The sequence below is a fragment of the Brevibacterium sp. K72 genome (assembly GCF_050562175.1).
Taxonomy (GTDB): domain Bacteria; phylum Actinomycetota; class Actinomycetes; order Actinomycetales; family Brevibacteriaceae; genus Brevibacterium; species Brevibacterium casei.
The window spans coordinates 2,428,661-2,448,589 of record NZ_CP191582.1 but is presented as its reverse complement, the minus strand read 5'-3'; the positions used below and the strand labels follow the sequence as shown (position 1 = coordinate 2,448,589).

Sequence of the window (19,929 nt, the reverse complement as noted above, 5' to 3'; positions counted from 1 at the left end):
GCGGTTGCCTCGTCGAGGTCGGTCAGGACCGCCGCGGGCGCGGCTGGTCGCCCGAATCGCGGCCGCCATCGACCGCGCCACTCGAGGGGTCACTGTCAGCGGCGCCCTCTCCGGGGCCCGACGCGGAACCGCGCTCCTGCGCGGAGTCGTGGATCGCCTCGGCGAGCCTGTCCTCCGCTTCGTCGAGGACCGCTCCCGCCTCCGTGTCCGCCTCCGTGGCCTCCGGCGGCGCGGATCCGCCGCGAGGGCCGTTCGCGTGGACGATGTAGGTGACGACCGTGTTGAGCACCGCGATCGCCGGAACCGCGAAGAGCGCACCGACGATGCCGAAGAGGAAGCCGCCGGCAGCGACGGCGAGGACGACGGCGAGCGGGTGGACGGAGACGGCCTTGCCCATGAGGAACGGCTGGAGGACGTGACCTTCGAGCTGCTGGACGCCGATGACGACGGCGAGCATGATGATCGCGGCGACCGGCCCGTTGGAGACGAGCGCGACGACGACGGCGACGACACCCGAGGCGATGGCACCGACGATCGGGATGAACGAGGAGAGGAAGACGAGCAGGGTGAGCGGGAGGACGAGCGGGATCCCGAGGATCGCCGCACCGATGCCGATGCCGATCGCGTCGACGCCGGCGACGAGGATCTGCACCCGCACGTACTGCGTGAGCGTCGTCCATCCGCGCTGAGCGGCACCGATCGCCACGGGCTGGGCGGGCAGCGGGAGGAGGTTCATCACCCAGCGGAAGATCCGCTTGCCGTCGTAGAGGAAGAAGAACGTCGTGAACAGGCACAGGAGCAGGCCGGCGAGGAAGGATCCGACCGAGGAGGTCGCCTGCAGCGCACCGCCGAGCAGCTCCGAGCTGTTGGACTGGAGGAACTGCGTCGCCGATTCGATGCCGTCGTTGATGTAGCCCGAGATCGTCCGCGAGTCGATGCCGAACGGGTTCTGCGAGAGCCAGTCGCTGATGCTCGAGAAGCCGGCCATGACCTGCGTGACGAGGTCGGGCATCCCCGAGTAGATCTGCTGGCCGACGAGGGTGAAGAGCCCGGCGACGAGGATGATGAACCCGAAGAAGGCGATGATCGTCGCGAGCACCCGCGGCATCCCCTTCTTCACGAACCATCCGGTCAGCGGGCCGAGGAGGGCGGCGAGGAGAAGGGCGATGAGGACGGGCAGGAGGACATGCCAGACCTTCGAGAGCAGCCAGAATCCGACGCCGATCCCGATGAGGACGACGATCGAACGCCACGACCAGGCTGCGGCGACGCGCAGTCCCGGGGAGACGTAGGGCTCGGATCCGGCCTCGACGCGGGAATGGGCGATCGCCTCGGGGCTGATCTCTCCCGCGTGGCCTTCATCGCGGTCGGGTCGGCCTGCGCTCTCGCCCCGTCGCTTCGACGTCCAGGCGCCGCGCAGCCGGTACTGTGATGGCGTGTTCTCGTTCTCTGACATGCTCCAACAATAGTTGGTCTCCACGCACCGCAGGTGGAATGATGACCGGAGAGGGAGGGTGATTCTTGTGGGAAAGCGCATGCTCTACGCCGTCGCCACCATGACAGGCACAGCTGTCGGAATCGGAGCGTCGGCGGCAGGCCTGCTCCGGCACCAGGCCTCGTCCCTGCGACGGGGGTTCGACGACGACACCGACCGTCCCTTCCCCTCCATCGCCGAGGTGGTGCCCCCACCCGCCGGCACCGCAGCCGACGCCGGTCCGGCCACCGGTGACGATGATCCGGCGACCCTGGCCGTCATCGGCGATTCGTGGGTGTGCGGGATCGGCATCGACGATCCCCACGACGCCCCGGCCATGCTCATCGCCCGCGGGCTCGCGCGACTGCTCGGCACCTCGGTGCGCGTCGAGTCGACGGCGCGGCCGTCGGCGCTCTCCGACGATCTCGCGGCACAGGTCGACGAGATCCTGCGCTCGACTCGTCTCTCCCGCCAGGGGTCCGACTCGCCACGGTCCGATCGGCGTCGGTTCGCGATCATCTCGATCGGCACCGGCGACGTCATCCACCCCATCCACGGACCCATCGGCATCCCGGCCCTCAACCAGGCGATCAACCGCCTCCAGCGCGAAGGTCGGTACACAGTCTTCGTCCTCGTCTGCCCCAACCTCGGCGGGCTGCCGGGTCTGCGCGACCCGCTGAAAACGGTGCTCCGCCGGTCTTCCCGGGTCCTCGCAGGATCGCAGTGGCTCGCCGCGCTCGCGGCGCGGGCGGTGCCGCTGCAGGCGACCGGGTCACTGACCGGAACGACCCGGAAATCGCTGCTCAACGAATCCGGGCGCTTCCCCAGCGCACTCGGATATGCGCAGCTCGCCTCGACCGTGCTCGCGGCCATCGCCGAACGCATCGACGCCCGCATCGCCGTCGACCGCACCCATGACATCCCCGATGACACGCGCGAGGCGCCCACGGACGCCGAGGCTGCAGAGTCCGCGGACGCCGAGGCTGCCGACGCCGCGACACCCGCCCAAGCGAGCCCCGCCGAGGCGGGAGGGACCGACCGGTGATCCCCGTCGTCCTCGCCTCGCAGTCACCGTCGAGGCGCGAGATCCTCACGGCCTCGGGCATCGATCCCACCGTCATCGTCTCCGAGGTCGATGAGCACGCGATCGAGGAGACGTTCACCGGGTCCGTCGGCGACCTCACCACCGCGCTCTCCGCGGCCAAGGCGCAGGCCGTTCTCGACCGCATCGAAGGCATGGAGCCCGACGATCTCCCCGAGTCCCTGCGCGAGGCGGCCACGGCCGTCGTCATCGCCGGCGATTCACTCCTCGAGCACAACGGCCAGGCGATCGGGAAGCCGGGCACTGCCGAACGCACCCGCGAGATCTGGGCGGACATGGCGGGGGCGTGGACGACGCTGCACTCCGGGCACACGCTCGCCCTGCTCGAGCGGGCAACGACCGCTGAGCGCTTCGCGGCCCGCGACCTGCGCTCGCGCCGCTCGTCGACCGCCGTGCTCATCGGCACCCCCACCCCTGCCGAGCTCGAGGCCTACATCGCCACCGAAGAGCCGTTCCACGTCGCCGGGGCACTGACGATCGACGGGTACGGCGGAGCGTTCGTCGAGCGGCTCGACGGCGACCATCTCACCGTGCTCGGGCTCAGCCTGCCCGTTGTGAGGGAACTCGCGCAGGACATGGGCCTCTTCTGGCCCGATCTCTGGTCCTCCCGGGGTTAGACTCGGACAGGTCGAGCGGACACGCCCGAACACCTTGAAGTTTTGCGCTCAGGTTTTTATCGGTGGCCTACAAAGAGTTGGCGGCAATCCCTAAATTGATCTGTGATCATACAAAAGGAGCGCCATGACCACAGTCCTCCCCGACGAGACGACCGCATCGCTGTCCACGCACGTCCCCACGGCCCCAGTGCGCCGCATCCTCATCGCCAATCGCGGTGAGATCGCCCTGCGCATCATCCGGGCGGCCCACGATCTGGGACTCAAGGCGATCGCCGTCTACACCCGAGCCGATGCGGACGCCGAGTTCGTCTCGCTCGCCGATGACGCCTGGCTGCTCGAGGGCACCGGCGCTGGGGAGACCTACCTCGACATCGACAAGATCCTCGCCCTTGCCAAGCGCTCCGGGGCCGACGCCATCCACCCCGGCTACGGCTACCTCGCCGAGAACGCCCTCTTCGCCCAGGCCGTCATCGACGCCGGGCTCACCTGGGTCGGGCCTCCCCCGGCTGCCATCGAACTCCTCGGCGACAAGTCCGGTGCCCGTGAGGTCGCCGAGGCGGTCTCCGCCCCGGTCGCACCCGGCTCCGACGGCGCCGTCGCCGATCTCGCCGAAGCCGCCGAGGTCGCCGAGCGCATCGGCTACCCCGTCGTCATCAAGGCCGTCCACGGCGGCGGCGGCCGCGGCTTCCGCGCCTGCGCAAGCGCTGACGACCTCGAGACCGCCTACGCGGCCGCGACCCGGGAGGCACTCGCCGCCTTCGGTCGCGGCGAATGCCTCATCGAGAAGCAGATCGTCCACCCGCGCCACATCGAGACCCAGTGCCTGGCCGACTCGTTCGGCAATGTCCGCGTCCTCTCGACCCGTGACTGCACGCTCCAGCGCCGCAACCAGAAGATCGTCGAAGAGGCGCCGGCCCCGTTCCTCACCGAGGAGCAGGAGCGCATCGTCACCGAGGCCTCGATCCGCGTCCTCGCCCACGTCGGCTACGTGGGTGCCGCCACCTGCGAGTTCCTCCTCGGCACCGACGGCACGATCATCTTCATGGAGGCCAACGCCCGCATCCAGGTCGAGCACACCGTCACCGAGGAGGTCACGGGAGTCGATCTCGTCGGCTGGCAGCTACGCATCGCCTCGGGCGAACGCCTGCCCGATGCCTTCCCCGCCGTCCGCGGACACTCCATCCAGTTCCGCATCAACGCCGAGGATCCCACGACCTTCTTCCCCGCCACCGGCACCGTGAAGAACTACCGGGCACCGGCCGGACCCGGTGTGCGGCTCGATTCGGGCATCGGCGAGGGCAGCGTCGTCGGCACCGACTTCGACCCGATGCTCGCGAAGCTCATCATCACCGGCGCCGATCGCGATCAGGCACTGGCCCGGTCCCGGCGGGCGCTTGCCGAATACCGCATCGACGGCGTCTCGACGCTGCTGCCGCTGCACCGCGTCCTCGTCTCCGAACCGGCCTTCGCCGGGGACTTCGACGTGTGGACCAACTGGCTTGAAACCGCGTTCGTCAACCCGCTCGCCACACCGAACACAGGAGATCACATGAGCACCTCTGCTGACAGCTTCAGTGTCGTCGTCGAGGTCGACGGTCGACGGATGACGGTCTCGGTTCCCAAGGACGTCATCTCCGACCTCGGACATGTGCCGAGCCCGAGCGTGCCGCGCCGCAAGCGCAACCTCCGCCGCAAGGGCGCTCAGCTCGCCGACGAGTCGAATGCGCTCAACGCCCCGATGCAGGGCACGATCGTCTCGGTCGCCGTGTCCGCCGGCGACGTCGTCGAAGCCGGTGACACGCTCGCTGTCATCGAGGCGATGAAGATGGAACAGCCTCTCAAGGCCGGCCACTCGGGCACGGTCTCCGAGGTCCTCGTCGACGCGGGCACCGCTGTGAAGTCGGGTGAGCCGATCATCCGCTTCGCCGCCTGAGACCCGGTCTCTGCCCCGCTGCCCGGATCACCGACGGAGGTCGGTGATCCGGGCACCGATGTATTCGGACTCGGCGTCGTTGCCCGGGCACTCGAGGGCCTCGTTGAATGCCTCTTCGGCGTCGGCGTCGCGACCGAGCTCGCGCAGAGTGATCGCCCGTGCGATGTGGAACGGCCGGTGACGGCGCAGCCGGGGTTCTGAGGCGAGGGCGTCGAGGGCGGTCAGCGCCGCCGCGGGACCGTCGACCCGCCCGCGGACCACGGCGAGGTTGAGGGCGACGACCGGGGAGGGGTCGAGCCGCTGCAGCATCCGGTAGAGGGCGAGGATCTGGGCCCAGTCGGTGTCTTCGTAGGCGGCAGCCTCGGCGTGGAGGGCGGCGATCGCCGCCTGCACCGCGTACGGCCCGGCCCCCGGGCGACCGGCCGCGGTCCGCGCGAGACCGAGCCCCTCGGCGATGAGGGTGGAGTCCCAGTCGGCCCGATCCTGCTCGGACAGCGGGATCGGCGAACCGTCGGCGGTGAGCCGCGCCGCCGCCCGCGCTCGGGTGAGGAGGAGCAGGGCGAGGAGCCCGAGCGCCTCCGTCGAATCGGGCAGGAGTCGCACGAGGAGGCGGCTGAGCACGATCGCCTCCTCCTGGACGTTGACGCGGGCGTGGGCGGGGCCCGCCGAGGCGGTGAATCCCTGGGTGAAGACGAGGTAGACGGCGCGGAGTACGCCGGGCAGCCGCTCCTCGAGTTCGGTGGGGCCGGGCCGTCCGAAGGGGATGCCCGTCGCCGTGATCCGCTTCTTCGCGCGCACGATCCGCTGCTGCATCGCCGTCGTGTCGACGAGGAAGGCCGCCGCCACCTCGGCGGTGGTCCAGCCGGCGAGGAAGCGAAGGATGAGCACGATCCTCTCGCCCTCGCGCAGAGTGGGATGGGCGCACGTGAAGAAGAGCCCCAGCCGTTCGTCGGGGATGTCGACTGAGCTCAGGGCCTCGCCGAGGCGGTCGGCGTGGTCCTCGTGGTCCCCCGGCTGGGTCTCGTCCTCGATCCGGAGGCGGGCAAGGCTGCGTGCGCGGGTCGCATCGGTGCGGATGAGGTCGATCGCGCGGTTCTTCGCCGTCGTCATCAGCCACGCCTGTGGACGCTGTGGGACGCCGCGGGCCGGCCAGGACTCGACGGCACGGACCATGGCATCGGCCAGAGCCTCCTCTGCGAGGTCGAGGTCGTGGAACTTCGTCGCGAGAGCGGCGAGCAGCCGCCCGTGGTCCTCGCGCCCGATGGCGGTGAGCACCAGGGCGGCGTCCGTCCCGGCGGTGTCCATCAGTAGTCGGCGACCGGCCCGATCTCGATGTGCCCGGCGCGCGATCCGGGGCTCCGCTTCGCCCAGGCGATCGCGTCGTCGATCGTCGGGACCTCGATGACGTAGCTGCCGCCGACGAATTCGCCGGATTCGGCGAACGGCCCGGAGGTGACGACGGAGTCGCTGACCCGCACCCCGTGTTCGGGTCCGTCGAGGGCGAAGCCGCCGACGACGATGCCCGCGTCGGTGATCTCCTTGTCGAAGGCCATGAACTCGGCCGGGTCGGGACCGCCGTCCTCGCCGCAGTCGGCGTCGGTGACGTTGCCCATGAGCAGCAGTGCGTACTTCATGTCTCTCTCCCTTGGTCCGAGGCTCCTGGCGGGAGCCTATCGATGTCGGGCGGAGGTGCCTGACACCACTCTGACGTATCGGGGAGGGCGAAATCGACAGCTGCGGGAGGGAAATTCCCTAGAGGTGCCGGTGGAGTCGGCGCGATGCCTCGGTCAGCGAGCCGCTGAGCGAGGGATAGACGACGAAGGAGGCCGAGAGCTGGTCGACAGTGAGGCGGTTCTCCACGGCTATGGTGATGGGGAGGATGAGTTCACTGGCGCGCGGGCCGACGACGACGCCGCCGAGGATCGATCCGGAGCCGCGCCGGGCGAAGATCTTGACGAAGCCGTCCTCGATGCCGAGCATCTTCGCCCTCGGGTTCGTGTCGAGCGGGAGCATGACGGTGTCGATGTCCGTGGGGTTCTCGCGGTAGTTCTGCTGTGTGAAGCCGACGGTCGCGATCTCTGGAGCGGTGAAGACGTTCGAGGCGACATTGCGCAGCTTGAGCGGCTGCACGGCATCGCCGAGAGCGTGCGACATCGCGATCCGGCCCTGCATCGCCGCGACCGAGGCGAGCGGGAGGACGCCGGTGCAGTCGCCCGCGGCATAGATGCCCGGACGCGAGGTGCGGGAGACGCCGTCGACGACGATGTGTCCCGACTCGCTGACCTTGACCCCGGCGGCTTCGAGTCCGAGGTCGGCGGTATTGGGGATCGAGCCGACGGCCATGAGGCAGTGCGAACCTTCGACCCGGCGGCCGTCGGCGAGAGTGACTTCGACCCCGTTCTCGGTGCGCTTGACCGATTCGGCACGGGAGCGGGAGAGAACGTTCATGCCCTTGGCGCGGAAGACGGACTCGAGGACGTCTGCGGCGTCCTCGTCCTGCCCTGGCAGGACCTTCTCGCGCGAGGAGACGAGGGTGACGTTCGCTCCGAGCGCGCGATACGCCGAGGCGAACTCGGCACCCGTGACACCGGAGCCGACGACGATGAGGTGTTCGGGCAGCTCTTCGAGTTCGTAGAGCTGCGTCCACGAGAGGATCCGCTCGCCGTCGGGCTTCGCGGTGTCGAGTTCGCGGGGGTGGGCGCCGACGGCGAGCAGGATCGTCGAGGCGCGCAGCGTGTACTCGGTCCCGTTCTTCTCGACGACTTCCACCCGGTCGCGGTCGACGAGCTTCGCGCTGCCCTTGATGACCTTGACGCCGGCGCGGATGAGCCCGTCGTGGATGTCGTCGGCCTGAGCGTCGGCGAGGGAGAGGATGCGCTCATTGACGGCTTTGAGGTCCGCGACCACCCGGTCGTGGTCGGGGGTCTCCTCGTGGTCGTCGTCGGCGGCGGTGATCCGGATGCCGAGGCTCGCCGAGCGCGTGATCTCATCCATCATCTCCGCCGTGGCGATGAGGGACTTCGAGGGCACGACGTCGGTGACGACGGCGGCACCGCCGCAGCGATTGCGTTCGATGAGCATGACGTCGGCGCCGAGCTGGGCGGCGGCGAGAGCGGCTTCGTAGCCGCCGGGGCCTCCGCCGATGACGACGACGCGATCTGCTGCGGATTCAAATTCTTCGTTCACGGCTCAATCCTCTCAAATCGCCGGGGCCTGGGCGAATGAGCACTCCGGGTGCTCCTGGGCGGTGCCGACGAGCACCCTCGCGGTGAGGCTCAGGCCTCGGTCCCCTCGGCGGCGTCGGACCCGGCGGCCGATCCCGCACCGGCGGCGGTCGCCTCGGCGAAATCGACAACCTCGGCGGTGTCGCGGTGGAGGGCGGAGAGGGTGACGTAGGACTGTGCGTTCGCCCGGACCTTCTCGACCGCGTCGTCGCTCATCGCCCGGCGCACCTTGCCGGGGACGCCGGCGACGAGCGAGCGAGGTGGGATGTCGGTGCCCTCGAGCACGACGGTGCCGGCGGCGATGAGGGATTCGGTTCCGATGTGGGCGTCGTTGAGGACGGTCGCGTGCATGCCGATGAGGACGTCGTCGTCGACTCTCGCGCCGTGGACGAGGGCCTGGTGGCCGATCGACACCCGCTTGCCGATGACGACGGGTTTGCCCTCGTCGGTGTGCATGACGGTGTTGTCCTGGACGTTCGAGTCCTCGCCGATCGTGATCGGCGCCTTCTCGGCCCGGAGCACGCAGCCGTAGAAGATGCCGGCGCCCCGCTTCACGTGGACGTCGCCGACAAGGGTGGCTCCGGCTGCGACGAATGCTCCGGGATCGATCTGCGGGGTGTGCCCTCCGACCGAGATGATGCGTGCCTGCGAATCCGTCATGAGTCCTCCATCGGTTCTCTCGTCCTCGTGTGAGTGTTCTGTGCTCGCGCTCTCGGGTGCCGGGCCTCGTCGGCGAGAGCGCACGACGTCGTGCGCACCGGCTCACTCGGCGCGGTGCCGGACCACGGGATGGGACCGTCACCGCTGTCAGTCTACCCACCCCGTCGGCGGCGTCCCGGCGGTCGGATTCCCGGCCGCACCGCGCGCGTCACGCGGGTCCTCGACTTCATGTCTGCGGCGGGTGCCATTCACTTCGAGGACACCCGGCTTCTGCAGAGTGAGACGCGCGATGGACGGATTTGCGTCGAGGACCCCATAGCAGGAGAATGGGCAGAATATTTGTCAGAAACTTCACACTGCCAGACTCTTGTGTGCCCAAAACGGTTATGTGAACCTTGACTGTGAGAGTGAGCGCGCCTCTGTTGACGTGCGCGCACACCAGGTTTCACCCATCTCCGTCGAAAGGTCACCATGGATTGGCGACACCGTGCAGCGTGCCTCAATGAGGATCCGGAACTGTTCTTCCCCATCGGGAACACGGGACCAGCCCTGCTTCAGATCGAAGAGGCCAAGACTGTGTGCCGTCGCTGCGAAGTGGCCGAGACCTGCCTCCAGTGGGCACTCGAATCCGGACAGGATGCGGGCGTCTGGGGCGGACTGAGTGAAGACGAGCGCCGCGCGCTCAAGCGCCGGGCCGCCCGGGCACGTCGCGCAGGCTGACCGCGCGGAACCCGCACCCCCATTCTTCGTCAGAGTCCCCTGCTTCGACCGCGATCACCGTGATCGGAGCTGGGGACTCTGTCATGTCCGCACGCCTGCCGCGACGGCACAACCGCCCGAGCACACCGCACTCTTCGCGCCACACCGCACGCGCGTCTGCACATCGCACGCGTGGCGCCACGACATACCCGCAGCGCCACACCGCACGCGCAGCCCAGCACCTCAGCGGCGCAGCGACACAACCTCCCCGTGCACGTGGATGATTCTGCGCTACGGGTGCGGGATGGCGCAGCGGGCGCTCGGTGCAGGACGGCCCATGAGTGGATGATTCGGGCCTGCGCGTGCTCAGTCGTACGAGTCGGGACGCAGCGGCACGTCGAGGATCGCCTCGGTGCCGCCGCCGTCGCGCTCCCGCCACTGGATCGAACCGGCGAGGTCCGCGGAGACGAGAGTCCGCACGATCTGCGTGCCCAGACCGTTGCCCGGGCTCTGCGCGTCACCGAGTCCGACCCCGTCGTCGGCGATCGTGACATGGAGGTGGTCCCCGTCGCGTTCGGGGATGACCCACACGTGCCCTTCGAGGGTCTCCCCCGGTCCGAGGCTCTCCTGCTTCTCGAGCGGGAAGCCATGCTCGATGGCGTTGGTGATGAGCTCGGTGATGGCCAGCGCCAGGGAGGTCGCATCGGCTGAGGAGATCGTCCCGAAGCTGCCGCGTCGCTGGAGGCTGACCTGGACGAGCGGACTCGTCAGCTCCGGGGTGAGCCGAAGCCCCTTGTCGACGACCTCGTCGAAGTCGACCTCCGATTCCACTCCCTGACTGAGCACATCGTGGACGACGGCGATGATCGAGACCCTCCGCATCGCCTCCGACAGCGCAGCCTTCGCGGCAGGGTTGTCGATGCGCCTCGTCTGCAGGCGCAGCAGCGCGGAGACCGTCTGCAGGTTGTTCTTCACCCGATGGTGCATCTCCTTGATCATCGCGTCGCGGGAGAGCAGCTCGCGCTTGCGCCGCCTGATCTCCGAGACGTCGCGGGCGAGCACGATCGCCCCGGTCCGCTGCCCGTCGTCGGTGAGCGGGATCGCCCGCAGCGACACGCTTGTGCGCCCGACCTCGAGCTCGGTGCGCCAGGGCGCGCGGCCGGTGAGCACGAGCGGCAGCGTCTCGTCGACCTGTCGGAGCTCCGTGCTCAGAGTCGAGACCACCTCGGCGAGGTAAGCGCCCTCGATCTCGCCCCCGTGCCCGAGACGGTGCATGAGCGAGACCGCGTTCGGGGAGGCGTACTGGACGCGTGAGTCACGGTCGAGGACGAAGATGCCGTCACCGACCCGCGGTTCGCCGTGGCGGACTCCGCTCGGCGCCTCACGGTCGGGGAACGCCCCCTGCGCGATCATCGTGAGCAGAGCCATCGCTGCCTCACGGTAGTGCTTCTCCAGACGTGACGAACCCCGCCGGCGCAGATCTTCCGAGTAGCGGACGAGGATCGCGATCGTCTCCCCGTGGCGGACCAGCGGCACCGCCTCCGCACACACCTCGGTCTCCTCGGTGCCCACGCCCACGCCGAGGCACTTCGCCGGTGCGACCTCGGTCACGAGCTCCCCCGACCGCACCGCGGCGCCGAGGAGGTCCTTCTCCAGACCCGTCGCCCGAGCACCGAGGAGGTCCCGGTTGAACAGCGTCGGGCCCGTGGTCGGCCGCGCATGCGCGACGACCGTGTACGCCCCGGATGCCGAGGGTACCCAGAGCACGAGGTCGGCGAAGGAGAGATCGGCGATGAGTTGCCAGTCCCCCACGAGGAGGTGGAGGTACTCGACATCGGCCTCGTCGGTGATGCCTTCGGCGGCGAGCTGTTCGTTGAGCACGGTGTCCCTCTCGGTGGTCCTCGTCAGCGGTCCGGCGAATCGTCAGCGGGCTCGGGGTCCGACCCCGAGCCCGCTGAGACGAACGCTATCATCAGGCGCTGTGCTCGGACTCCCAGGCCGAGGACCGCACCACACCGCGCATCATGCGCAGGAGCACCGACAGGGGCGCCTGCGTGACGGTCTCCAGCGCGAGGACGGTCTCGATGGTCTCGAGCACGCGGGCGGCGACCGTCTCGTTGCGTTCGAGCCATTCGCTCAGCCGCTGCTTCGCACGTTCGTCGGGGCTGCCCGAGATCGGCGAGTCCGTGGCCGCGATGACGGAGCCGGCGACCGAGAGGATCGCGGAGTAGAAGTCGTCGCGCAGGGAACCGCGGGCCAGCGCCGACCAGCGGTCGGAGCGGTCGAGGTCTCCGATGAGCGCGAGCACCTGCGAACCCGAGAACATGTCGTTGACGGCGTAGTACACCTCGGCGACATCCTCGGCGGACTCGTTGGTCCGCGCTGCGAGCTGGGTGATGTCGAGGAGGGCGAACTCGTCGAGCAGAGCAGCCGCGCGCCATGCGAGCTCCTCGGGCACACCGTCGTCGATGTAGCCCTGTGCCTTGGCCTGCATCGCCTCGGCGTCGAAGCCGTCGACGAGGTCGGGCACACGCGAGCGCAGGGCGGCGACGACCTTGCCGTAGTTCTCGATGCCCGAATCGACGTCGAGGGTGTCCGGGGCCTGCTGGACGAGCCAGCGCGAGGACCGGTCGAGCAGCCGCACGTAGTCGTGCTGGAGCCGGACCTGGACCTCGGTCGGCACCTGGTTGTCGAGCGCGGTGATCGCGTCGAAGAAGTCGTCGAGGCCGAAGATCTCGGAGACGACGACGAAGACGCGTGCGATCTGCGGCACCGAGGCAGGAGTCTCCTCGAGCATCCGGTAGACGTAGGTGAGTCCGCCGCGGTCGACCATGCGGTTGACGAGCTTCGCCGTGGCGATCTCCCGATGCAGCGGGTGCTCGGGGATGAGCTCCCCGTACTGCTCGACGAGAGCGTCGGGGAAGTAGCCTGCGAGCTCCCGCTGCATCCAGGCCTCATCGGGCACGACGCTGTCGAGGATCTCATCGGCGGCGTGCATCTTCGCGTACGCGAGCAGCACCGCGAGCTCCGGGGAGACGTACGAGCTGAACTCGCGCTTCGCAAGCTCCTCGGCATTGGGCAGGAACTCGACCTGGCGGTCGAGGTCGGCGTGCTTCTCGAGGTAGGCGAGCATGCGGCCGTAGGTGCCCGACATCGCCTCCGTCTGCGACCTGGCCTCGCCGAGGAGGACGTTCTGCGAGTAGTTGTTCGCGAGCACCCGTTCGGCGACGTCGTCGGTGAAGGAGAGCAGCACCTTCTCGCGGTCCTCGGCGGCGAACGCCCCCTTCTGCAGGAGGGTGCGCAGCAGCAGCTTGATGTTGACCTCGTGGTCGGAGCTGTCGACGCCGGCGGAGTTGTCGACGGCGTCGGTGTTGATCGCGACCCCGTTCAGTGCCGCTTCGACGCGTCCGAGCTGGGTCACGCCGAGGTTGCCGCCCTCGCCGATGACCCGTGCCCTGACCTCGTCGCCGTTGATCCGGATGGCGTCGTTCGACTTGTCGCCGACGTCGGCGTGGCTCTCGTCCGAGGACTTGATGTACGTGCCGATGCCGCCGTTGTAGAGCAGGTCGACCGGCGCGGCGAGGATCTCGGACATGAGCTCGGCAGGGCTCCGCTTGCCGGGCTCGACGCCGATGGCGGCGGCGGCCTCGGGGCTGAGGTCGATCGACTTCGCCGACCGCGAGTAGACCCCGCCGCCTGCGGAGATGAGATCGCGGTCGTAATCCTGCCAGCTCGAGCGCGGCAGGTCGAAGAGGCGACGGCGCTCGACGAAGCTCGCTGCGGCGTCCGGGTTCGGGTCGATGAAGATGTCGCGGTGGTCGAAGGCGGCGACGATGCGGATGTGCTCGCTGCGGAGCATGCCGTTGCCGAAGACGTCCCCGCTCATATCGCCGATGCCGACGACGGTGAAGTCGTCGACGTCGGTGTTGACGCCGAGCTCGCGGAAGTGGCGTTCGACGGACTTCCACGCACCGCGGGAGGTGATCGCCATCTTCTTGTGGTCGTAGCCGACCGAACCGCCGGAGGCGAAGGCATCGCCGAGCCAGAAGCCGCGGCGCTCGGCGATCGCGTTGGCGACGTCGGAGAAGCGGGCGGTGCCCTTGTCGGCGGCGACGACGAGGTAGTAGTCGTCACCGTCATGGCGCACGAGGCGGTCGGGATGGACGACCTGCTGGGTGCCGTCGGAGGCGTAGACGAGGTTGTCGGCGACTTCGAGGAGGCTTTCGATGAAGACCTCGTAGGCGGCCTGGCCTGCGGCCATCCAGGCATCCCTGTCGCTCATCGGAGGCAGCTGCTTGGGGAAGAATCCGCCCTTGGCGCCCGTGGGCACGATGAGGGCGTTCTTGACCATCTGTGCCTTGACGAGGCCGAGGACCTCGGTGCGGAAGTCGTCTCGCCGGTCCGACCAGCGCAGGCCGCCGCGGGCGACGGTGCCGAAGCGCAGGTGCACGCCCTCGACCTGCGGGGAGTACACCCACATCTCCAGCGCCGGCTTCGGCTTCGGGACGAAGCTGAGCTCGGTCGGACGGATCTTGAGCACGAGCGCCGTCGGCAGCTCGCCCGAGGCGTTCTGGAAGTAGTTCGTCCGCAGGGTGGCCCGCAGGAGCTCGAGGGAGGACCGCAGCACACGGTCGGCGTCGAGGCTCGCGACGTCGCCGAGAGCGGTCTCGATCGCTTCGTCGAGCCTCGCCATCTCCGCGTCGCGCCCGGCGTCGTCGGCGTCCGGATCGAACTTCGCGAAGAAGTAGTCGACGAGGAGGCGGGAGATCTCCGGGTTGTCGCTGTAGACCTCGCCGACATAGGCGTCGGAGTAGGTGAACCCGGCCTGGCGCAGGTACTTCCCCAGCGCCCGGATGATCGTCACGTGCTGCCAGTCGAGTCCCGCGACGACGAGGCGGTCGAAGACTCCGGCCTCCTTGCGGCCCTCCCACCCGGCGATGAAGGCCTCGGCGACCCGGTCGAAGTCAGCGTCGTCGAGGTCGCGGTCGAACCGCAGACCGAAGTCGTAGATGTAGCGATGGGTGCCGTCGGCGAGGTCGAGCTCGTAGGGCCGCTCGTCGAGCACGGTCGCGCCGAAGGCCGTGAGGTAGGGCAGCACCTCGGACAGGCCCACGCGTCCGTCGCGGTAGAGGGCGAGGCGGATCGGCGCGTCGTCGACGTCGTTGGGGCGGTAGAGGCGCACCGCCGGACCCTCACCGGATTCGATCGCCTCGAAGCGGGCGACGTCGGCGACGGCGTCGGCGGGTGTGTGGTACTCCCCGTATCCAGGCGGGAAGGAGCGCGACCACAGGTCGGCACGGGCCAGGGCCGTCCCGCTGTCCCCGCGTTCGGCGGGAGCGAGGAACGCGTGGACGTCCTCGGACCACGAGCGCACCGCGGCGACGATGCGCTTCTCGACGGTCTCCGGATCGATCTGGGGCAGTTCGGCGTCGCGGGCGACGCGGGCGACGAAGTGGATGCGGGCCAGCGCCGACTCGGTGAGGAGGACGTCGAAGTCGACGCTCTCGGCGTTGTAGAACTGGCGCAGGACCTCCTGGACGCGCACGCGTGCCGCGGTGTCGTAGAGGTCGCGGGGCATGTAGAGGATGACGGAGACGAAGCGCTGGTAGGGGTCGGTGCGGACGAAGACGCGCGACTGGCGGCGCTCCTGCATGTCGACGATCTGCATGACGACGTCGAAGATGTCCTGCGTGTCCTCGTGCATGAGGTCATCGCGCGGGTAGGTCTCGAGGATGCCGAGGAGTTCGTTGGCCGAGTGCGAGCCGGTGGGGAACCCGCTCGCGGAGAGGATCTTGCGCACCTTGCGGTTGATGACCGGGATGTTGAGGACGCTGTCGTTGTAGAACTCGGGCTTGAACACGCCGACGAAGCGGCGTTCGCCGACGATCTCGCCGGTCTCGTCGAAGGTCTTCACCCCGATGTAGTCCATGAACGATCCGCGGATGACGCGGGAGCGCGAGTTCGCCTTCGTGAGCACGAGGACGTGCGGTTCGAGCGCCTTCTCGGCCACGGCGTTCGACAGCGGGGACTTCGCGAGCGGACGCAGGGCCGAGATCCCCAGAGACGTGTGCTCGATCGGTTCGAGGCTGCTTGCCTCCGCGTCGTGGCGGTAGTCGTACTCGCGGTAGCCGAGGAACGTGAAGTGGCCGTCGAGCCAGGTGAGCAGCTCGGCGGCGGCTTCGGCCTCGGAGGCGAGCTCCGGACGCGGCGGCTTGGCATGGAGTTCGGCGGCGATCGACTTCGCCTTCTCGGCCATCGCGGTGGCGTCCTGCGCGGCGGCGGCGACGTAGTCGAGGACGCTGCGCAGCTGATCCTCGAGGGCCGCGAAGTCCTCCTCGGGGAGACGGTCGATCTCGAGCCGGATCCACGACTGCTGTTCGGGGTGGTCGGCGTCCGCCTCGGCGGCGTCCTCGCTGATGACCGGCAGGCCTGCGGTGTCCGCGGAGACGGCGGGCGCCTCGGCGGGTGAGAGCACGGTGAGGTCGCCTCCGCGGCCGTCGACGGCGATGATCGGGTGGTGGACGAGGCGGATGGCACGCCCGCTCGCGGCGAGGTCGGAGACGATCGACGAGACGAGGTGCGGCATGTCGGGCAGCACCATGGCGATCACGGTGTGGTTGTCGAGGAACTCCGGTGAGTCGACCGACGGGTTGTAGATCCGAATGGCGGGAGTGGTGCCGTCATAGTCGATGCCGAGTGCGTAGTGGGTCGCTGCCGCCGCCGCGAGAGCCTCCGCCCCAGCCTCGGCGGTGCCCGGCTCGAACCGGGGGTAGTACGCTTCGATGAAATTCTCGGGGGCGCCCTGCCCCTTCTGCTTCCTCCACTCTCCAGCAATGTCCGAATATGAGACCTGAGACACCTTTACACCTCTACGATCAGCGCACAATTATTGTCGCCGGCTCGTCTGCGGGCCGGCATCCCCAACACTATGCCCAATCGGCGACAAAGGCACGCCGGTCAGCGTGCCGTGATGGGAGCCTGACCTGCTGGCAGACTGGGACCATGCGAACTCTCACACTCAGCCACGACTACACGATCGGACTCACCGATTTCCTCGCCCTCCTCGCCGATGCCGCGACGTGGGAGGCGCTCGGCTCGGAGGCGAGCACCAAGCGGGTCGATCCCGACACCGAGGTGACGGTGCGGACTGCGGTTCCGGCAGGGGAGCTGCCGCCGACGCTGGCCGCACAGCTGCCCTCGGGAGCGGAGCTCGTCGAGATCTACATGGTCCCCGGCGACGTCATCGGGGACGCGGCTGAGGTGAGGATGACCGCCCGGGCGGCCGGCGTGCCCGTCGAGATCGACGCCCTCATCTCCCTGACCGCGCAGGGCACGGGGACGGCGCTGACGATCCGGGCGGAGATCAGCTCCTCGGTTCCGCTCTTCGGTCCGATGATCGAGCAGGCCCTCGTCCCCATCCTCGAGGCCCGGCTCAGGGAGCGGCTCGAGCGGCTCGCCGAGCGCTGAGGCGCCCCGCCCGCAGCTGTGTGGGCTCAGCCGCGGGCGCCCAGGAGGTCGTCGAGTTCGCTGCGGTCGTACCAGAGGAGATCGGACTCGCCGAGGCGGTCCTCGGCTGACCCGATGTCACCGGCACTCAGTGCCTCGTCCCAGACCTCGGCCTCGTCGAGGTGGAAGCTCGCCACCGCATCCATGTCGACTCCCTCGAGGGTGAGGAGGTCGAAGCCCTCGGCGAGCGGCTGACGAGCCGCCGCGGCGGGCGCGTCGTAGGCGACGACGACGCGCGGCGATGGCGGCTGGGCGCCGAGTGCGTCGACGGCAGCCAGGGCGGCGGCGATGCCCATCGCGGCGAACTCGCGTTCCTCGATGTCGTCGGCGCGCAGCCCGGAGACCGTCGCATCCGGGGCGACGGCGATCGTCGCCGTGAGACCTGCGCCGAGTGCGGCCAGGGTCGTGGGAATGTAGCAGCGAACGGCCATGCCCCCATCCTAGGGTGTGCGCAGACGCTCGCGCCTGCGCACCCGCCTGCGGGCCGGCAGCAGGAGTGCGGCGGCCTCCCCGATCTCCCGGGAGAGCACCGACCGCGGATTCGCCTCGAGCAGCGTCCGCCCCGCCAGCAGGGCGGCGTCGACCGTCGCCCGGTCGTCGCTGAGGACGAAGTCGGGAGCCCGCCCGGCGAACCGTTCGAGTGCTTCGCTGATCCGCCGCTGGGCGGGCGCCCCGACCGCCGAGGCACGCACCTTCGTGATTCCGATCCGCATCCGCTCCCGCACCTCCTCGGCCCGGTCGGTGCCGAGGAGGCGCACGAGCTTCTGCAGACCGATGGGGTCTCCTGCGGCGAGGACGACGACGGTGTCGGCGGCCTCGAGGGCGGCCCGGGTCGCGCAGTGGCGGTCGTAGAAGGGATCGGCGAACTCGTCGTCGGGGTCGATCCGATCGGAGACGTCGACGATGACGAGGTCGTAGAGTCCCGCGAGGTCGGTGAGGACGGACCGGAGCACGGCACCGCGCACCTCCGGCCAGCGCTCGGGTCGCGTGAGTCCCGTGACGACGTGGAGGTCATCGCGGACGACGGCGTGCGGCACCGCTGCGACCTCGGTGGGCGGCGACTTCTCCGCGGTGAGTCGGCACAGGCTCGCCAGGTGGGAGGACTCCTCGGTCAGGCCCAGCGTCGTCGCCACCATCGCGCCCACCGTGTCGGCATCGACGATGACGCAGCGGTGCCCGCGTCGGGCCGCATGATCGCCGAGGTTGACGGCCGTGAGGGTGCGTCCGGGAGACGACCCGGTCCCCCACACGGTGACGATCCGACCGGCAGCCCGGGCCCGACCCGGCGGAGTCGTCGGCCGGGGAGGGACGATGGCGCTGCGGGTGACGTCGTCGAGCGCGCGGGCGACGGTGGCCTCATCGGCGGTCGCCGGCACGGAGGCGGTGATGCCGAGACGCCCGAGCGCTGCCGTGTCCGCGCCGACGCCGAGCACCTTCGTGCCCGTCGCAGCGATCTGGGCGACGACCTCCGCGTCGAGACCCGGGAAGTACTCCCCGACGATCGCGATGTCGGCGGCACCGGTGCGGCACAGGGCGAGGAGTTCGATCTCGTCGGCGGGTCGGGCGACGACGTCGACGTCGTCGAGGTCGCTGAGGAGTTCGAAGAGGATGAGGTCGAATTCGAAGTCGACGGCGAGGAGCACCTGGGTCATGGCGCTCCCACCGCTCCGGGCGCCCCGACCACGGAGAGGACGCTGCCGCCGTCGAGTGCGGCCAGCACCTGCGCCAGCGCCTCGGTGGGGACGAACACCTCGATCCGCGCCCCGTCGCCGACTCCGAAGCTGCCGACGTCTCGGGTGATGTGGGCGACCGGGGCCGCGCTGACGAGCTGTTCCGGTTCGGCCTCGGCCTCATCGAGCCCTGAGGAGTCGGGCTGTGCCCACACATCGACGAGGCTGCCGGTGTCGACGACGGAGGGCACCGAGCCGGGCACGTCGATCGCGACGATCCGACCCTCGAGTTCGGCCATCGGCGCCACCGCCGAGGCCGGGACGAGTTCGCCGGGGGCGATGACCGTGCGCACGCTCGTATCCGCAGGCAGCGCGGTCTCTGCTGAAAGGTACTTCTCCCCGACGTCGGCGAGGTTGACCTCGGCGACGACGAGGTCGTCGGCGCTCACCGCCTGACCGGGGACGAGTGCCGCCGCACTCGCCCAGACCCTGGTCGTCGCCGTCGCAGCCCCGACGAGGAGATAGGTCGCGACGATCGCCGCGATGACGAGGACGGCACCGACGAGCAGGCGCGCATCGGTCCAGCGGGGAGGGCGAAAGCGTCTCGAGAGCTCCATTGCATCTCCGATTCGGCAGAATTTTCCATGACAGGAACTGCTTGTGAGTGATAGTATCGAACACCAAACGAGGTCAAAGCAATGATTTCGGTAAAATCAGTCGTCGCGTGGAACTTGGGAGAACCCTCATGGTCATCGAAAACCGCTTCCTGCCGCTCACCGATGTGGCCGAGCTGCTCAATGTCTCGATCGCTCAGGCCCGTGCCCTCGTGCGCACCGGCGATCTCCGCGCCATCAAGGTCGGCGGCCGCGGGCAGTGGCGCGTCGAGAAGGCCGAGATCGAGGCCTACATCCAGCGGATGTACGAGAGGACCGAGCACGAGATCAAGGCCGGCCTCATCGACGACTGACCGTCGGTCGGCTCCGAGTGACCGTGCGGTCAGACGGCCCACCGGGCTCCGCCGCGCCTCTGCCGCACGCGCGTCGC

16 protein-coding genes are annotated in these 19,929 nt (G+C 69.2%); 6 read left to right on the top strand and 10 right to left on the bottom strand.

Annotated features, from left to right (window positions below):
* Nucleotides 1–22 precede the first annotated feature (22 nt).
* A complete protein-coding gene (locus ACQ1RG_RS10880) occupies nt 23–1,456 on the bottom strand; it encodes an AI-2E family transporter (RefSeq protein WP_063249414.1) in 1,434 nt (477 codons plus the stop codon).
* A 58-nt stretch (nt 1,457–1,514) separates the two neighbouring features.
* Here ACQ1RG_RS10880 and ACQ1RG_RS10875 point away from each other — a divergent pair, with 58 nt between their 5' ends.
* The 3 genes from ACQ1RG_RS10875 (at nt 1,515) to ACQ1RG_RS10865 (ending at nt 5,126) form a co-directional block, all read left to right on the top strand.
* Nucleotides 1,515–2,519 (top strand): SGNH/GDSL hydrolase family protein, encoded by a 1,005-nt coding sequence (locus ACQ1RG_RS10875; RefSeq protein WP_430600117.1) that lies wholly within the window; start codon nt 1,515–1,517, stop codon nt 2,517–2,519.
* Nucleotides 2,516–3,193 (top strand): Maf family protein, encoded by a 678-nt coding sequence (locus ACQ1RG_RS10870; protein WP_009374881.1) that lies wholly within the window; start codon nt 2,516–2,518, stop codon nt 3,191–3,193. The genes ACQ1RG_RS10875 and ACQ1RG_RS10870 overlap by 4 nt, the downstream gene beginning before the upstream one ends.
* A 124-nt stretch (nt 3,194–3,317) precedes the next feature.
* Nucleotides 3,318–5,126 carry an acetyl/propionyl/methylcrotonyl-CoA carboxylase subunit alpha gene (locus ACQ1RG_RS10865; RefSeq protein WP_009374880.1) on the top strand — a complete coding sequence of 603 codons (1,809 nt, stop codon included), beginning with the start codon at nt 3,318–3,320 and terminating at the stop codon, nt 5,124–5,126.
* A gap of 27 nt (nt 5,127–5,153) precedes the next feature.
* Here ACQ1RG_RS10865 and ACQ1RG_RS10860 read toward each other — a convergent pair whose 3' ends face one another.
* The 4 genes from ACQ1RG_RS10860 to ACQ1RG_RS10845 all read right to left on the bottom strand — a co-directional run bounded on the left by ACQ1RG_RS10860 (nt 5,154) and on the right by ACQ1RG_RS10845 (nt 9,010).
* Nucleotides 5,154–6,431 (bottom strand): RNA polymerase sigma factor, encoded by a 1,278-nt coding sequence (locus ACQ1RG_RS10860; RefSeq protein WP_430600115.1) that lies wholly within the window; start codon nt 6,429–6,431, stop codon nt 5,154–5,156.
* Nucleotides 6,431–6,760, bottom strand: coding sequence for a YciI family protein (locus ACQ1RG_RS10855; RefSeq protein ID WP_009374878.1), 330 nt, complete (start codon nt 6,758–6,760; stop codon nt 6,431–6,433). Before ACQ1RG_RS10855 ends, ACQ1RG_RS10860 begins: the two co-directional genes overlap by 1 nt.
* A gap of 118 nt (nt 6,761–6,878) precedes the next feature.
* A complete protein-coding gene (locus tag ACQ1RG_RS10850) occupies nt 6,879–8,312 on the bottom strand; it encodes an NAD(P)H-quinone dehydrogenase (protein WP_009374877.1) in 1,434 nt (477 codons plus the stop codon).
* An 89-nt stretch (nt 8,313–8,401) separates the two neighbouring features.
* The gene (locus ACQ1RG_RS10845) at nt 8,402–9,010 is read right to left on the bottom strand and encodes a gamma carbonic anhydrase family protein (protein ID WP_063249416.1); all 609 of its coding nucleotides are present in this window, start codon (nt 9,008–9,010) and stop codon (nt 8,402–8,404) included.
* Nucleotides 9,011–9,481: 471 nt separating this feature from the next.
* On the opposite strand from ACQ1RG_RS10845, the gene ACQ1RG_RS10840 reads away from it, so the two are divergent.
* Complete coding sequence (locus ACQ1RG_RS10840) at nt 9,482–9,730, top strand: WhiB family transcriptional regulator (protein WP_009374875.1); 249 nt, start codon at nt 9,482–9,484, stop codon at nt 9,728–9,730.
* Nucleotides 9,731–10,075: 345 nt separating this feature from the next.
* Here the strand turns inward: ACQ1RG_RS10840 and ACQ1RG_RS10835 are convergent, their stop codons facing one another.
* Together ACQ1RG_RS10835 and ACQ1RG_RS10830 are read right to left on the bottom strand one after the other, a co-directional pair.
* Nucleotides 10,076–11,590 carry a sensor histidine kinase gene (locus tag ACQ1RG_RS10835; RefSeq protein WP_009374874.1) on the bottom strand — a complete coding sequence of 505 codons (1,515 nt, stop codon included), beginning with the start codon at nt 11,588–11,590 and terminating at the stop codon, nt 10,076–10,078.
* Between the two features lie 91 nt (nt 11,591–11,681).
* A complete protein-coding gene (locus tag ACQ1RG_RS10830; RefSeq protein WP_342474327.1) occupies nt 11,682–16,568 on the bottom strand; it encodes an NAD-glutamate dehydrogenase in 4,887 nt (1,628 codons plus the stop codon).
* Nucleotides 16,569–16,711: 143 nt separating this feature from the next.
* Here ACQ1RG_RS10830 and ACQ1RG_RS10825 point away from each other — a divergent pair, with 143 nt between their 5' ends.
* A complete protein-coding gene (locus ACQ1RG_RS10825; protein ID WP_009374872.1) occupies nt 16,712–17,176 on the top strand; it encodes a DUF2505 domain-containing protein in 465 nt (154 codons plus the stop codon).
* Nucleotides 17,177–17,202: 26 nt separating this feature from the next.
* Here ACQ1RG_RS10825 and ACQ1RG_RS10820 read toward each other — a convergent pair whose 3' ends face one another.
* Genes ACQ1RG_RS10820 through ACQ1RG_RS10810 form a run of 3 tightly spaced genes read right to left on the bottom strand, consistent with a single transcriptional unit; the run spans nt 17,203 to nt 19,502 of the window.
* Nucleotides 17,203–17,646: a DUF6912 family protein gene (locus ACQ1RG_RS10820; protein ID WP_009374871.1), complete on the bottom strand. Its 444-nt coding sequence runs from the start codon at nt 17,644–17,646 to the stop codon at nt 17,203–17,205.
* Between the two features lie 9 nt (nt 17,647–17,655).
* The gene (locus ACQ1RG_RS10815; RefSeq protein WP_009374870.1) at nt 17,656–18,867 is read right to left on the bottom strand and encodes an AAA family ATPase; all 1,212 of its coding nucleotides are present in this window, start codon (nt 18,865–18,867) and stop codon (nt 17,656–17,658) included.
* Entirely contained in the window at nt 18,864–19,502 is a 639-nt protein-coding gene (locus tag ACQ1RG_RS10810; protein WP_009374869.1) for a hypothetical protein, read from the bottom strand. The genes ACQ1RG_RS10815 and ACQ1RG_RS10810 overlap by 4 nt, the downstream gene beginning before the upstream one ends.
* Nucleotides 19,503–19,630: 128 nt before the next feature.
* Between ACQ1RG_RS10810 and ACQ1RG_RS10805 the strand changes: the two genes are divergently transcribed.
* Nucleotides 19,631–19,852 carry a helix-turn-helix domain-containing protein gene (locus tag ACQ1RG_RS10805; RefSeq protein ID WP_430600870.1) on the top strand — a complete coding sequence of 74 codons (222 nt, stop codon included), beginning with the start codon at nt 19,631–19,633 and terminating at the stop codon, nt 19,850–19,852.
* Nucleotides 19,853–19,929 lie beyond the last annotated feature (77 nt).